This is a genomic window from Amycolatopsis solani, assembly GCF_033441515.1.
GTDB lineage: Bacteria > Actinomycetota > Actinomycetes > Mycobacteriales > Pseudonocardiaceae > Amycolatopsis > Amycolatopsis solani.
Genome location: NZ_JAWQJT010000001.1, coordinates 2,146,541 through 2,159,651, shown reverse-complemented (window position 1 = coordinate 2,159,651; position 13,111 = coordinate 2,146,541). Strand labels below are relative to the sequence as shown.

15 protein-coding genes are annotated in these 13,111 nt (G+C 70.6%); 6 read left to right on the top strand and 9 right to left on the bottom strand.

Annotation, left to right across the window (positions count from 1 at the left end; genetic code table 11):
- Positions 1-42: 42 nt before the first annotated feature.
- Both SD460_RS10760 and SD460_RS10755 read left to right on the top strand, forming a co-directional pair.
- Positions 43-798 carry a PhzF family phenazine biosynthesis protein gene (locus SD460_RS10760; RefSeq protein ID WP_290058441.1) on the top strand — a complete coding sequence of 252 codons (756 nt, stop codon included), beginning with the start codon at positions 43-45 and terminating at the stop codon, positions 796-798.
- Complete coding sequence (locus SD460_RS10755; RefSeq protein WP_290058440.1) at positions 798-1,172, top strand: YccF domain-containing protein; 375 nt, start codon at positions 798-800, stop codon at positions 1,170-1,172. The genes SD460_RS10760 and SD460_RS10755 overlap by 1 nt, the downstream gene beginning before the upstream one ends.
- On the opposite strand, the gene SD460_RS10750 is transcribed toward SD460_RS10755, so the two are convergent.
- The gene (locus tag SD460_RS10750; protein WP_290058439.1) at positions 1,173-1,973 is read right to left on the bottom strand and encodes a metallophosphoesterase; all 801 of its coding nucleotides are present in this window, start codon (positions 1,971-1,973) and stop codon (positions 1,173-1,175) included.
- Between the two features lie 37 nt (positions 1,974-2,010).
- A complete protein-coding gene (locus tag SD460_RS10745; RefSeq protein WP_290058437.1) occupies positions 2,011-2,805 on the bottom strand; it encodes an HAD-IIA family hydrolase in 795 nt (264 codons plus the stop codon).
- A 193-nt stretch (positions 2,806-2,998) separates the two neighbouring features.
- On the opposite strand from SD460_RS10745, the gene SD460_RS10740 reads away from it, so the two are divergent.
- Complete coding sequence (locus SD460_RS10740; protein WP_290058436.1) at positions 2,999-4,780, top strand: multicopper oxidase family protein; 1,782 nt, start codon at positions 2,999-3,001, stop codon at positions 4,778-4,780.
- Positions 4,781-4,846: 66 nt separating this feature from the next.
- On the opposite strand, the gene SD460_RS10735 is transcribed toward SD460_RS10740, so the two are convergent.
- The 5 genes from SD460_RS10735 to SD460_RS10715 are packed head-to-tail and all read right to left on the bottom strand — an operon-like array spanning position 4,847 to position 8,460.
- Positions 4,847-5,914, bottom strand: coding sequence for a sulfate/molybdate ABC transporter ATP-binding protein (locus tag SD460_RS10735; RefSeq protein ID WP_318306116.1), 1,068 nt, complete (start codon positions 5,912-5,914; stop codon positions 4,847-4,849).
- Entirely contained in the window at positions 5,911-6,678 is a 768-nt protein-coding gene (locus SD460_RS10730; RefSeq protein ID WP_290061565.1) for an ABC transporter permease, read from the bottom strand. The genes SD460_RS10735 and SD460_RS10730 overlap by 4 nt, the downstream gene beginning before the upstream one ends.
- Positions 6,679-6,736: 58 nt before the next feature.
- Positions 6,737-7,546 carry a molybdate ABC transporter substrate-binding protein gene (modA, locus tag SD460_RS10725; RefSeq protein ID WP_290061563.1) on the bottom strand — a complete coding sequence of 270 codons (810 nt, stop codon included), beginning with the start codon at positions 7,544-7,546 and terminating at the stop codon, positions 6,737-6,739.
- Entirely contained in the window at positions 7,543-7,947 is a 405-nt protein-coding gene (locus tag SD460_RS10720) for a TOBE domain-containing protein (RefSeq protein WP_285476866.1), read from the bottom strand. The genes modA and SD460_RS10720 overlap by 4 nt, the downstream gene beginning before the upstream one ends.
- Before the next feature lie 33 nt (positions 7,948-7,980).
- Entirely contained in the window at positions 7,981-8,460 is a 480-nt protein-coding gene (locus tag SD460_RS10715; protein WP_290061568.1) for a MarR family winged helix-turn-helix transcriptional regulator, read from the bottom strand.
- 149 nt (positions 8,461-8,609) lie between these two features.
- On the opposite strand from SD460_RS10715, the gene moaA reads away from it, so the two are divergent.
- The 3 genes from moaA (at position 8,610) to SD460_RS10700 (ending at position 11,568) form a co-directional block, all read left to right on the top strand.
- Entirely contained in the window at positions 8,610-9,617 is a 1,008-nt protein-coding gene (gene moaA, locus SD460_RS10710) for a GTP 3',8-cyclase MoaA (RefSeq protein ID WP_290061562.1), read from the top strand.
- A gap of 1 nt (position 9,618) precedes the next feature.
- Positions 9,619-9,879 carry a MoaD/ThiS family protein gene (locus tag SD460_RS10705; RefSeq protein ID WP_290061561.1) on the top strand — a complete coding sequence of 87 codons (261 nt, stop codon included), beginning with the start codon at positions 9,619-9,621 and terminating at the stop codon, positions 9,877-9,879.
- A 1,050-nt stretch (positions 9,880-10,929) separates the two neighbouring features.
- Positions 10,930-11,568, top strand: coding sequence for a transglycosylase family protein (locus tag SD460_RS10700; RefSeq protein ID WP_290061560.1), 639 nt, complete (start codon positions 10,930-10,932; stop codon positions 11,566-11,568).
- 98 nt (positions 11,569-11,666) lie between these two features.
- Here the strand turns inward: SD460_RS10700 and SD460_RS10695 are convergent, their stop codons facing one another.
- Positions 11,667-12,587: a molybdenum cofactor biosynthesis protein MoaE gene (locus SD460_RS10695; protein WP_290061558.1), complete on the bottom strand. Its 921-nt coding sequence runs from the start codon at positions 12,585-12,587 to the stop codon at positions 11,667-11,669.
- Positions 12,584-13,054: a cyclic pyranopterin monophosphate synthase MoaC gene (gene moaC, locus SD460_RS10690; protein ID WP_086861427.1), complete on the bottom strand. Its 471-nt coding sequence runs from the start codon at positions 13,052-13,054 to the stop codon at positions 12,584-12,586. The genes SD460_RS10695 and moaC overlap by 4 nt, the downstream gene beginning before the upstream one ends.
- Between the last annotated feature and the right edge of the window lie 57 nt (positions 13,055-13,111).

The window sequence follows — 13,111 nt, the reverse complement described above, 5'->3', positions numbered from 1 at the left end:
AGAACCGGGCCCGGGAAGCCCGTCCTCGCTACATTGGGGGACATGCGCTTCTTCATCGTCGACGCCTTCACCGACCGGGCCTTCGCCGGGAACTCCGCCGGGGTCGTCCTGCTGGACGAGCCCGCCGACCCCACCTGGATGCAGGCGGTCGCCGCCGAGATGAAGCACGCCGAGACCGCCTTCGTGGTCACCACCGAACCCGGGCCCAAGTCGCTCCGGTGGTTCACCCCCGAGGTCGAGGTCGCGCTCTGCGGGCACGCCACCCTCGCCACCACGCACGTGCTCGGCGGCGAACAGACCTACACCACGAAGAGCGGCGAGCTGCGCGCCACCGCCAAGGACGGCTGGGTCGAGCTGGACTTCCCCTCCGACCCGCCGTCACCCACCGACGACGACCTGTCCGGGATCCTCCCCGGAATCGAAATCGAGTACGTCGGACGCGGCGTCGAGAACCTCTTCGCCGTCCTGCCCGACGCCGAAACGGTCAAAAACCTCGAACCCGACCTCGAAAAGCTGAAGCACACCTGGACCGGACGGCTGCTCGTCACCGCGAAGGGCGGTGAAACGGACTACGCGAGCCGCTTCTTCGGGCCCGGCGTCGGCGTCGACGAAGACCCCGTCACCGGCTCGGCGCACTGCATCCTGTCGCCGTACTGGTCGGAGCAGCTGCAGAAGACCGAACTCACCGGACACCAGGTCTCCCGCCGCGGCGGGATCGTCCGGACGCGCCAAGACGGCGACCGCGTCCACCTCGCCGGCCAGGCCGTGACCGTCCTCAGCGGGGAGCTGCACGTCTGATGCGAGTCCTGCTGAACATCATCTGGCTCGTCCTGTGCGGCTTCTGGATGGCGGTGGGCTACCTGATCGCCGGCGTGATCTGCTGCATCCTGATCGTCACCATCCCGTTCGGGCTGGCGTCGTTCCGGATCGCGAACTACGCGCTCTGGCCGTTCGGCCGCACGGTCGTCGACCGGCGGGACGCGGGCGCCGCGTCCTGCCTCGGCAACGTCATCTGGTTCGTCTTCGCCGGGTGGTGGCTGGCGCTCGGGCACGTCTTCACGGGTGTCGCGCTGTGCATCACCATCGTCGGCATCCCGCTCGGCGTCGCGAACTTCAAGATGATCCCGGTGTCGCTGGTGCCGCTCGGCAAGGAGATCGTCGAGCTGCCCTGATCACGACTCCGGTTCGTACGGCAGCCGCACCACCAGGCACGGCCCGCCGACGAACAGGCCGCCGTCCACGCCCAGCGCCTTGCCGCCCGCGTACAGGAACGGGCCCTCGATCTGCGTCGGGTGGATGCCCAGCTGGTCGGCGATGACGCTGTGCCCGTGCACGATCCGGGACCCGCCGAGCGCGTCCATCAGCTTCTGGGCGTTCTCCTCGCCGTCCGGGCCGCGGAAGGCGTAGCGCGTCGTCATCCGGCGCCAGACGTCCCACCAGGCCTCGAGGTCCGAGCCCGTGAGGATCTCGCCCGCGGCCTCGTTGATCTCCTCGACCGTGGACCCCCAGTCGAGGTACTCCAGGGTGTCCGAGTGCAGCAGCAGGTGGTCGGCCGCCACCGCGGCCAGCGGGCGGGCCGCCAGCCACTCGATGTGCTCCGGGGTCAGCCGGTCCTGGTCCGACAGGAGGCCGCCGTTGATCTCCCAGCTGCGGGCGAAGCTGCGCGGGCCGAAGTCGGACGGGACCGGCTCATCGCCGAAGTGGTACATCCCCAGCGCGAGGATCTCGTGGTTGCCCAGCAGCGTCTGCACCTGGCCACCGGCCTCGGCCGCCTGCGCTTCCAGCCTCATGACCAGGTCGATCGCGCCGACGCCGTCCGGGCCGCGGTCGACGAAGTCACCGAGGAACCACAGCTGGTCCTCTTCCCCCGACCAGTTGTCTTCGTCGTCTACCAGGCCTTCGGCGCGCAGTGCCTCGGCCAGTTCGTCACGGTGGCCGTGCACGTCGCCCACTACGTACGTGGACTTGCTCATCCGGTGACGATAAGCCCTCCGCGCACCCGGCTCACCGTCAGCCTTCGCCGAACGGGTCGGTGGTTCGCCCGATCAGGTCGGCGACGGAGTCGAGCACCAGGGTGGGCCGATACGGATAGCGTTCGGCCGACTCCTTCGTGGAGATGCCGGTGAGCACCAGGATGGTCTGCAGGCCGGCCTCGATGCCCGAGTGCACGTCGGTGTCCATCCGGTCGCCGATCATCAGCGTCGACTCCGAGTGCGCGCCCAGCCGGCGCAACGCCGAGCGCATCATCAGCGGGTTCGGCTTGCCGACGTAGTACGGCGAGCGCCCGGTGGCCTTCTCGATCAGCGCCGCGACGGACCCGGTGGCCGGCATCGAGCCCTCGAGGCTGGGGCCGGTCGCGTCGGGGTTGGTCGCGATGAACTTCGCGCCGCCCTCGATCAGCCGGATCGCGCGCGTGATGGCGCTGAAGCTGTACGTGCGGGTCTCGCCGAGGACGACGTAGTCCGGGTCGCGCTCGGTCAGCACGTAGCCGACCTCGTGCAGGGCCGTCGTGAGGCCGGCCTCGCCGATGACGTACGCCGAGCCGTTCGGCCGCTGTGACGAGAGGAACTTCGCGGTCGCCAGCGCCGACGTCCAGATCGACTCCTCCGGGATGTCGAGCCCGGTGCGCTCGAGCCGGGCCCGCAGGTCGCGCGGGGTGTAGATCGAGTTGTTCGTCAGCACCAGGAAGTCGATGCCGTTCGCCTTCAGCTCGGCGAGGAATTCGTCGGCCCCGGGGACGAGGTGTTCCTCCTTCACCAGGACGCCGTCCATGTCGGAGAGGTACGTCCACCGGCGTTCGCTCATGCGCGGAACCTATCACGCGCGCGAGGCACCTGCGGTCCCCGCCGAAAACGGCTACAGTGGAAATTGCCGGTATTGCGAGGGGAGTTCGCGGGCCGGTCACCGAGGGGGTTCGGGGGAATACCTTTCACCGTCGCCGTCGCCATCCGTGGCGGCGCGATTCTCCCTCCCCCTGTCCGCAAAAAGGGGAGATCGCATGACCGAAATCATCGAGCGCCCGGCCGCCGCCACGGCGATCGCGGCGCCGAACTGGGGGCTCACCAAGTTCCTGGACCCACTGCGTGTTCCGCCGGTGTACCGGCCGCATTCGTGGGGCGGCCAGGACACCATCACCATTCCGATGATCACGAAGCGCCAGCGGCTGCACTCGCAATTGCCGCCGAGTACTTTGTGGACGTACGCGGGGCATTTCCCGGGTCCGACGATCGAAGTGCGCAGCGGTAAACAACTGCGGATTTCGTGGTCGAACGAAATCGAGGGCGAGTTCCCGCTCGTCGCCGTTCAGGGCCCGGTGGCGGACGGGCCCACCAGCCGGCCCGGCCGCGAGCTCGACCGGCCCGGCTACTCGATCATCGAAGGCGTCGCGGACCTGCCGGCCTGGACGGTCGTCCACCTCCACGGCGCCCGCACGAACGCCGGCAACGACGGCTGGGCGCACAACGCCGGGCTCGCCGGCACGTCGCAGCTCACCGAGTACCAGAACCGCCAGCCGTCGATGCCGCTCTGGTACCACGACCACGCCATGGCGATCACGCGCTTCAACGTCCACACCGGCCTGGCGGGGATGTACCTGGTCCGCGACGACGAGGAGGACGCGCTCGACCTGCCGCACGGCGACCACGAGATCCCGCTGATCATCACCGACCGGAACCTCGACACCGACCCGGCGACCGGCGCGCTCACCGGGCAGCTGCTGTTCAAGGTCCCGGTCGTGCCGAACGGCCCGATGATCCCGTTCACCGGGCCGTTTTCCCTGGTCAACGGCGTGATCTGGCCGCATCTGGACGTCGACGCGCGGTGGTACCGCTTCCGGCTGCTCAACGCGGCCAACTCGCGGTTCTTCACGCTCAATCTGGTCGACGAGAACAACGCGCCGGTCAACGACGCCGTCCGCCTGATCGGCACCGACGGCGGCCTGCTGCCCGCGCCGACGCCGTTGCCGTCCGGCGGGCTGACCGTCGCGCCGGCCGAGCGGTTCGACGTCCTGATCGACTTCAGCCGCTTCAAGGGGCGGAAGCTCAAGCTGCGCAACGCCGACCCGCGGCTGGGCACGGTCGAGCCGGACCTGATGGAGTTCCGGGTCGACAGCCGGGCCAAGCACGACCCGTTCCGGCTGCCGGAGAAGATCTCGACGTCCTACGTCCGGCTGCAGCACGGCTCGACGCTGCCGGAGGACCACGACCACGTCTGGGTCGCGCTGCTGCTCAATAAGGCGGGCCACCCGGAGATGTGGGACCTGGAGCAGGTCGAGGCGGACCCCGGCGGCGAGGGGATCATCCAGCTGCAGGACCCGAACGGCGGCCTGAAGACGTTCCGGGTGATCGGCCGGATCTTCGACGACACGACGGGCATCTTCATCGACCACGACCGGTGGGCGGTGTGGAACATCGTGCACGTCGCGAACGGTGGGCCTGCCCACCCGGTGCACATCCACCTGACCGAGTTCCAGGCGCTCTTCCGGCGGAAGTTCACCACGACGTTCGACCAGGCCACCGAGCGGACGACGACGCCGATCGACGGCTTCACCGACGTCCCGCTGGAGAAGTACGAGGAGGGCTGGAAGGACACGATCATCGTGAACCCCGGCCAGTGGGTGAGCGTGGCCGGCCAGTTCGGCGGCGGTACCGGCCAGTTCATGTACCACTGCCACATCCTCGACCACGAGGACGAAGGGATGATGCGGCCGTTCGTCGTGCACCCGCCGGAGGTGGCGAAGTTCCACGTCCACCCGGGCGGCGGCCACCACCACGACGCCTGACCCGACCCGGTCGTGAGTGTTTAGTCGGGTTCTAACCCGACTAAACACTCACGACCGGTCTTGGACTCAGGAAGCCGCGGCGGGGTGCACGGCCACGGTCGCGGCCTTCACCGACAGCGTCACCGCCGAGCCGGGCTCCAGCGCGAGCTCGGCGACGGCGGCCGGGGTGAGGTCGGCGGTCAGGCCGTGCGCCCAGCCGTCGCCCTCGGCGCGGACGCGGATCACCGGCCCGTGCGGCTCCAGCGCGGCGACGACGCCGTCCGCCGTGTTGCGCGGGCTGCCGCGGTGCTCGCCGTCGTGCGGGTAGACGGCGACGGCGTTCGGCGCGAACACCGCCACCGCGGGCTCGCCCAGCACCACGTCGGCCGCCGGGATCCCGCTCACGACCGCACCGGACGCCGTCCGCAGGCCGTCCTCCACCGCGGTGCCGGCGACGAGGTTGAGACCGGCGATCCGCGCGGTGAACGCCGTCCGCGGCGCTGACAACACTTCGCGGGTCGGGCCGCGTTCGACGATCCGGCCGCCGTTCATGACCGCGACGTGGTCGGCGAGCGCGAGGGCGTCCAGCGGGTCGTGCGTGACGAGCACGGTCGTCGGCCCGGTCTTGAGCACCCGACGCAGCAGGCCGCGGATCGCGGGCGCCGCGTCGACGTCGAGGGCGGCGAACGGCTCGTCGAGCAGCAGCAGGTCCGGTTCGGCGGCCAGCGCCCTGGCGATCGCGACGCGCTGGGCCTGGCCGCCGGACAGCTGCCCAGGCCGCCGGTCGGCGAGCTCGACGGCGTCCACCTCGGCCAGCCAGTGGTAGGCGCGCTCGCGGGCGGCCCGGCGGCCGGCGCCGGTCGAGCGCGGCGCGAAAGCGACGTTGTCCGCCGCGGACAGGTGCGGGAAGAGCAGCGCGTCCTGCGAGAGCAGCCCGATCCCGCGCCGGTGCGGCGCGACGCCGGCCAGCGCGCGCCCGGCCACCGTGATCTCCGCCGACGTCGGCGTGATCAAACCGGACAAGCAGCCCAACACGGTCGACTTGCCCGAGCCGTTCGGACCGAGCAGCGCGAGCACCGTCCCGGCGGGCACGTCGAGGTCGACGTCGAGCCGAAAGGTGCCGCGAGCAGCGGAGATCCGGGCGGTCAGGCTCACCGCAGGCCGCCTTCCCACGAGCGCGGCCGCGCGACGGCGATGACCAGGACCGCTACGACGATCAGCAGCAACGACAGCGCGACGGCGCTGTCGATGTCCACTTCGGCCTGCGTGTAGACCTCCAGCGGCAGCGTGCGGGTGACGTCTTCGAGGCTGCCCGCGAAGGTGATCGTGGCGCCGAACTCGCCGAGCGCGCGGGCGAAGCTGAGGACGACGCCGGAGCCGAGCGCGGGCAGCAGCAGCGGCAGCGTGACCCGGCGGAACACGGTCCACGGGCGCGCGCCCAGCGTCGCGGCGACCTGCTCGTAGCGGTCGCCCGCGTTGCGCAGCGCGCCTTCGAGGCTGACGACGAGGAACGGCATCGCGACGAACGTCTGCGCGATGACCACCGCGCCCGTGGTGAACGGCACCGACTCCCCGGTCAGCGTGGTGATCAGCATGCCGAGGAAACCCTTGCGGCCGAGCAGGTAGAGCAGCGCGAGGCCGCCGACGACCGGGGGCAGCACCAGCGGCAGCAGCACGATCGAGCGCAGCAGCCGGACCCCGCGGAACCGGGCGCGCGCGAGCACGACGGCCAGCGGCACGCCGAGCAGCACGCAGGCCACGGTGGACAGCCCGGCCGTGATCAGCGACAGCCGCAGCGCGTGCCACGACGACGCCGTGGCGACCAGCGACGGCAGCCGCGTCAGGTCCGAGCGGACCAGCAGGCCGACGACCGGCAGCACGACCAGAGCCAAAGCCAGCGTGGCCGGGATCGCGAGCACCCACGGGACGCGCGAACGGCCGGCCGGGACGGATCCCGGCCGGCCGTTGGCGACGCGGTCACTGCGCAGGGCCGAACCCGACCTTCGTCAGCTCGTTCTTGCCCTCGGTGCCGAGGACGAACTCCTCGAACTGGTGCGCCAGCTCGGCCTGGCCGCCCTTGACCGCGGCGATCGGGTAGTTGTTGATCGCCTGCGCGGCCTCCGGGAAGTCGACCTTCTCCACCTTGCCCGCGGCGGACGTGGCATCGGTGACGTAGACGAGGCCGGCGTCGGCGTCGCCGGAAGCGACCTTGTTCAGCACCTGCTTCACGTCCGACTCCTCGCTCTTCGGCTTGAGCGTGACGCCGGTGTTCTGCTCGACCTTCTTCGTCGCCGAGCCGCACGGCACCTGCGGCGCGCACGTCACGACGGTCAGGCCGGCCTTGTTCAGGTCGGCGAAGGACTTGATGCCCTTGGGGTTGCCCGGCGCGACGGCGATGGCGAGCTTGTTCGTGGCGAACACCGTCGCCTGGCCGTCGATCACCCCGCTCTGGTTCGCCTTGTCCATGTTGGCCTGGTCGGCCGAGGCGAAGACGTCGGCCTTCGCGCCGTTGGTGAGCTGCTGCACCAGCGTGGACGAGCCCGCGAAGCTGAACTTGACGGTCACGCCGGAGTGCTGGGCTTCGAACTCCTTGCCGAGCGCGGTGAACGACTCGGTGAGCGACGCGGCCGCGAACACGGTCAGCGTGCCGCCGCCGGCGTTCCCGGCCCCCTTGGGCGCGGGCGCGGTCACCGACGACCCGCCGGACTGCGTGCTGGGCTGGTCCGAACTGCTGCACGCGCCCGCGAACAGGGCGACGGCCGCGACGGCGAGAGCGAGCTTCTTCATCGACTTCCTTCCGGTGTCTCCACCACAACGGTGGTCGCCTTGACCACCGCGACCGCGAGCACGCCGGGGCGCAGGCCCAGCTCGCGGACGGCTTCCGTACTCATCAGGGACACCACGCGGTGCGCCCCGCACTGCAGTTCCACCTGCGCCATCACCTTGTCGGCGACGACCTCGGTGACCAGCCCGACGAACCGGTTGCGGGCCGAGCGGCCGACGGTGGAGGGATCTTCGGGCCCGGAGGCCTGCGCCCGGGCGAACCCGGCCAGCTGGGCACCGTCCACGACCTTGCGGCCGGCGGCGTCGTCGGTGGCGGTCAGCTGGCCCGCGCGCACCCACCGGCGCACGGTGTCGTCGCTGACCCCGAGCAGGCGCGCGGCCTCGGACAACCGAAATTGCGGCATGCCGCAGACATTATCTCCGCAGTTGAGGAAAAGCTACGCGGGGCGGCCATTGTCGAGGATTTCCGCGCGCAGCTGTTCGAGCATGACGTTCTGATAACGCTCGATGGTTTTTCGCTCGGCCGGGGAGAACTGCGCCAAGGACTCGCGAAGGGCGTCGAAGGCCGACTCGAAGAGCGGCGCGAAGCGCTCCTCGGCTCCCGGCACGACCGCCACGAGGACCTTGCGGCGGTCCTCCGGATCGCGGACGCGGCGGACCAGCCCGACCTTCTCGAGCCGGTCTATGACGCCGGTCACCGCGCCGGTCGACAGGCCCGTCAGCTCGGCGATCCGCCCCGCGGTCAACGGTCCGCCCGATTGGATGACCAGGTCGAACGTCTTGTGGTCGGTGCCGGACAGCCCCATCCGCTCGGCGATCCTGGCGTGCCGGAGGACCGTCAGCGTGCTGCCCTGGCGGCCCAGTTCCGCGAAGCGGAAAAGCTCGTCTTCGGTGACCGGGTAGGTCTTTTCCGTCACAGGTCCTCTTAGTTCGGCAACTGAACCACTCACTCGTCAAAGTATCGTAGCGAGTCGCTCACTTCGCGCGTTCCGGAGCTACGCTGTGCTTAATGACGGCAGTGGATCTCGGGTTTCCTCGCGTCCCCGGTACACGAGGGTCATCTCGCGTGCCCAGGCCCGAGAACCCGCAACTCATCGACACCTTCGGCCGGGTGGCCACCGATCTCCGGGTTTCCCTGACGGATCGGTGCAACCTGCGCTGCACCTACTGCATGCCCGCGGAGGGCCTCGACTGGATGCCGGGCGACCAGGTGCTGACCGACGACGAGCTGGTCCGCCTGATGCGGATCGCCGTCGAGCAGCTCGGCGTCACCGACATCCGGCTCACCGGCGGCGAACCGCTGCTGCGGCCGGGCCTCGAAGACCTCGTCGCGCGGATCACGGCGCTTTCGCCGCGGCCCAAGCTGTCGATGACCACCAACGGCATCGGCTTGGCGCGGCGGGCGACGGCGCTGGCCGAGGCCGGCCTGAACCGGATCAACGTCTCGCTCGACACGATCGACCCGGAGCTGTTCAAGACGATCACCCGTCGCGACCGGCTCTCGCACGTGCTGGCCGGCATGGCGGCCGCGCGGGACGCCGGGATGTCGCCGGTGAAGGTCAACGCGGTGCTCATGCGCGGGGTCAACGAGTCCGAAGCCGTGCCGCTGCTGAAGTTCTGCCTCGCCGAGGGCTACCACCTGCGCTTCATCGAGCAGATGCCGCTGGACGCCCAGCACGGCTGGAACCGCGGCGAGATGATCACCGCCGCGGAGATCCTTTCGATGCTGGAGGCGTCGTTCGAGCTGACGCCGTTCCCGGCGGCGCGGGGCGGCGCCCCGGCGGAGCGCTGGCTGGTCGACGGCGGCCCCGGCGACGTCGGCGTGATCGCCTCGGTGACCAGGCCGTTCTGCGCGGCGTGCGAGCGCACCCGCCTGACGGCCGACGGCGCGGTCCGCTCCTGCCTGTTCAGCAACGACGAGACCGACCTCCGCTCCCTCGTGCGCGCGGGCGCGCGCGATGAGGAGGTGGCGGACGCCTGGCGGGCCACGATGTGGGGCAAGCTCGCCGGCCACGAGATCAACGACGCCGGATTCGCCCAGCCGATCCGGCCGATGAGCGCGATCGGCGGTTGAGATGACGACCCTGACCATCGTGGTCCGCTACTTCGCGGCGGCAAGGGCCGCGGCGGGCGTGGACGAAGAGAAGGTGCAGCTGTCCACGGGAGCCACGGTCGCGGACGCGGTGACCGAACTGCGGCGGCTGCACCCGGAGGGGTTGCCGCGGGTCCTGGACGCGGTCAGCTACCTGCTGGACGGGATCGCGGTGCGCGACGTCGGCCGGGCGCTGACGGACGGGGCGGAGCTGGACGTCCTGCCCCCGTTCGCCGGCGGCTGAGGCTGACCTCCACCTCTCTTCTGTCTGCACGACTGCGCGGGGCCATTACGCCCGACCCGCTCGGCTCCCTCTGACTAGCTGCGTGGCGCCGCCTCGCCCAGCCCCTTGTCTCTTCTGCCGCGCACTGGCTCCCCAGCCGGTCCCTCGCCGCCTCCACCGCAGCGCGAGTCCGCCCACCCAGCCCTTCCACCTCTCCGCCGCGCGAGGCCGCCACCCCCGCCGCCTCGCTCGGCAGGTCAGTTGCTCCCCTGCTACGCGCCGCCCACCCGCCGGCGCGAGTTCGCCCCTGCCGTTCTTCCCCGACCGCTCGGGTACGGCAGCCGACCACTCGCCGACCTCTCTTCCGGGGGCTCGGCGTGGCGCGTCATCAAATCCGGCTGTTCGCGAGAAGCTGATCCGCACGAGCCGCAACGCCATCCGGTGACCCGTTTCGCCTGGTCGGTCGCGGTGCGTGGCCCCCTACGGGGGTCGCCACCACCTCAAGCGGCTTCGGTCGTGGTTCCAAACCCCACTAACAGGTGGGGCTGATGTGACTCCTGGGGCATCTGGGACCGGATTGTCAAGTCTGGCGCACTCCCGACCCCGGTCATAAGATGCGCGCTTCAATCGCCGAGTGGACGCCGCGAATGGTCCATTCGCGGCGCCAATCACGTGATGCAAGCCTCACGATCCGTGTTTTATCTCGGCAAGGAAACGAGCAGATAACGGCCCTCTGACCTGCACAAACAAGCGTATCGATCGGGGTTGCGTGCTGTTACTGTGACGTAGGTCACGCCCCGAATAATTTCCGATCACGGCGATCGTTACGTACCGTCGCTTTTCGGTTGGCCCCGACCAACCAGCACGACCGGGAATCCGTAGCGCCTAGCCCTGTCCACCGGATCCCCGGACCCATACCCCGAGCGAAAGCATTTCCGGACAGGGACGAGGGGACGACGAAGACGCGCCGTGCGTCGGACTCGCCCGCCGGCCTGAGACGGCCGGCGCCAGGACCCCGATCCTGACCCTCACCACAGGTTCGTAGGCGCTGGGAAACCGAGAAGCATCCAAATGTCTTACCGAGGCAAGCACCGCAAGATGTCCGCTGCCACCCGCACCGTCGCTCGCGTCGCCATCGCGGGCATTGCGGTCGGCGCGCCCCTCGCCATCGCCGCGACCCCCGCGTCGGCGACCAACTGGGACGCGATCGCGCAGTGCGAAAGCGGCGGCAACTGGAGCATCAACACCGGCAACGGCTACTACGGCGGCCTGCAGTTCACGCAGAGCACGTGGAAGGCCTACGGTGGCACCGGCAACGCGCAGAACGCCTCCCGCGAGCAGCAGATCGCCGTGGCCGAGCGCGTCCTGCAGGGCCAGGGCATCGGCGCCTGGCCGGTCTGCGGCAAGAAGGGTGGCGGCTCGTCGGCCCCCAAGGCTTCCGCGAAGACCAACACCACCAAGAAGGTGACCCCGAAGAAGAGCACGACCGCCCCCAAGGCGGCTGCTGCTCCGAAGGCGGCCCCCGCGGTGTCCGGTGTCAGCAGCTCGAACCCGGCCGGTGACTACACCGTCGTGGCGGGCGACACGCTGTCCAAGATCGCCAAGCAGTTCAACGTCCAGGGCGGCTACGCGAAGCTGCAGGACCTGAACGCGAAGTACATCCCGAACGCGGACCTGATCCTCGTCGGCCAGAAGATCGCCACCAAGTGACGATCGCGCTCTGATGCGCAAGTCCGGCCTCGGCCGTGACTCCACCCAGCCCTCCACCGCCGATCCCCCGGGCGGTGGAGGGCTGAGTGGTTCCCGGGTCAGGGCGAGTTGACCCACTCGTCGGTGCCGTCGGTGAAGTGCTGGTGCTTCCAGATCGGCAGCCGCGCCTTGACCTCGTCCACGAGCTCCGCGCACGCCGAGAACGCCTGGCCGCGGTGCTCCGCCGCCACGGCGCACGCCAGCGCGACGTCGCCGATCGTCAGCGGCCCGATGCGGTGGCTCACCGCCACCGCGCGGACGCCGGTCCAGCGCGCCGCCAGCTCCGCGACGACGTCCGCGATCACCTGGCCCGCGCTCGGGTGGCCTTCGTAGGTCAGGTCGCGCACGCCCTTGCCGCCGTCGTGGTCGCGGACGACCCCCGAGAAGGTCACCACCGCGCCCGCCGCGTCGTCTTCGACCAGGCCGGCGTGCTCCTCGACCGACAGCACGTCCTCGGTCACCAGAGCCCGCGCCACGCGGACCGCCGGGCCGGCCGCCGCGGGCCGCGGGTGGTCGCCGCCCGCCAGCTGGTCGACCGCGTGGTCCAGGATGCCGTCCAGGACGCCCAGGCCGTCCTTCACGCCGCCGCTGGAGCCCGGGAGGTTGACGACCAGGGTCCGCCCCGCCACGCCCGCCACGCCGCGCGAGAGCACCGCCGTCGGCACCTTCGGCAGCCCGGCGGCGCGGATCGCGTCCGCCACGCCCGGCAGCTCGTGGTCCAGGACCGCGCGGGTGACGTCCGGGGTGCGGTCGGTCGGCGAGATGCCGGTGCCGCCCGTGGTGAGCACGACGGCGACGCCGTCCGCGAGCGCGGCCCGCAGCGCGACCCCCACCGGCTCCCCGTCCTCGACGACGACCGGCGACGGCACGTCGTACCCGCGCCCCGCGAGCCAGTCGACGATCACCGGCCCGGTCTTGTCCTCGTAGACGCCCCTCGCGGCGCGGTTGGACGCCACGATCACGCGCGCGCTGCGCTTCACGGCCGCTCCCAGGTTCCGGTCTTGCCGCCGTCCTTGCGGAGCAGGCGGACCTCGTCCAGCGTCGCCGCCGGGTCGACGGCCTTGATCATGTCGTGCAGCGTCAGCCCGGCGACCGCCACCGCGGTCAGCGCCTCCATCTCGACGCCGGTGACGTCGGTGGTCTTCGCCGTCGCGCGGATCCGGACTTCGGCTTCGCCCAGCTCGAACTCCACCTTGACCCCGGACAACGCGATCTGGTGGCACAGCGGGATCAGCTCGGGCACCCGCTTGGCACCCATGATCCCGGCGATGCGCGCGGTGGCGAGGGCGTCGCCCTTGGGGAGGCCGTCGGTCGCGAGCAGCCGGAGCACCTCGGCGGTGGTCCGCACGGTCCCGGCCGCGAGCGCGGTGCGCGCGGTGGCGGTCTTGCCGGAGACGTCGACCATCCGGGCGGCGCCGGTCTCGTCGACGTGGCTGAGTTCACTCACCAGGCGAGGCTACTTCCGGTGCCGGCGGGCGAATCGCCGCGACCCCTTGATTCAGAT

Bases quoted from the DNA above. Each gene is read 5' to 3' on its own strand.
- SD460_RS10760 (WP_290058441.1), top strand. From the start codon at position 43: ATGCGCTTCTTCATCGTCGACGCCTTCACCGACCGGGCCTTCGCCGGG.
- SD460_RS10755 (WP_290058440.1), top strand. From the start codon at position 798: ATGCGAGTCCTGCTGAACATCATCTGGCTCGTCCTGTGCGGCTTCTGG.
- SD460_RS10750 (WP_290058439.1), bottom strand. From the start codon at position 1,973: ATGAGCAAGTCCACGTACGTAGTGGGCGACGTGCACGGCCACCGTGAC.
- SD460_RS10745 (WP_290058437.1), bottom strand. From the start codon at position 2,805: ATGAGCGAACGCCGGTGGACGTACCTCTCCGACATGGACGGCGTCCTG.
- SD460_RS10740 (WP_290058436.1), top strand. From the start codon at position 2,999: ATGACCGAAATCATCGAGCGCCCGGCCGCCGCCACGGCGATCGCGGCG.
- modA (WP_290061563.1), bottom strand. From the start codon at position 7,546: ATGAAGAAGCTCGCTCTCGCCGTCGCGGCCGTCGCCCTGTTCGCGGGC.
- SD460_RS10720 (WP_285476866.1), bottom strand. From the start codon at position 7,947: ATGCCGCAATTTCGGTTGTCCGAGGCCGCGCGCCTGCTCGGGGTCAGC.
- SD460_RS10705 (WP_290061561.1), top strand. From the start codon at position 9,619: ATGACGACCCTGACCATCGTGGTCCGCTACTTCGCGGCGGCAAGGGCC.
- SD460_RS10700 (WP_290061560.1), top strand. From the start codon at position 10,930: ATGTCTTACCGAGGCAAGCACCGCAAGATGTCCGCTGCCACCCGCACC.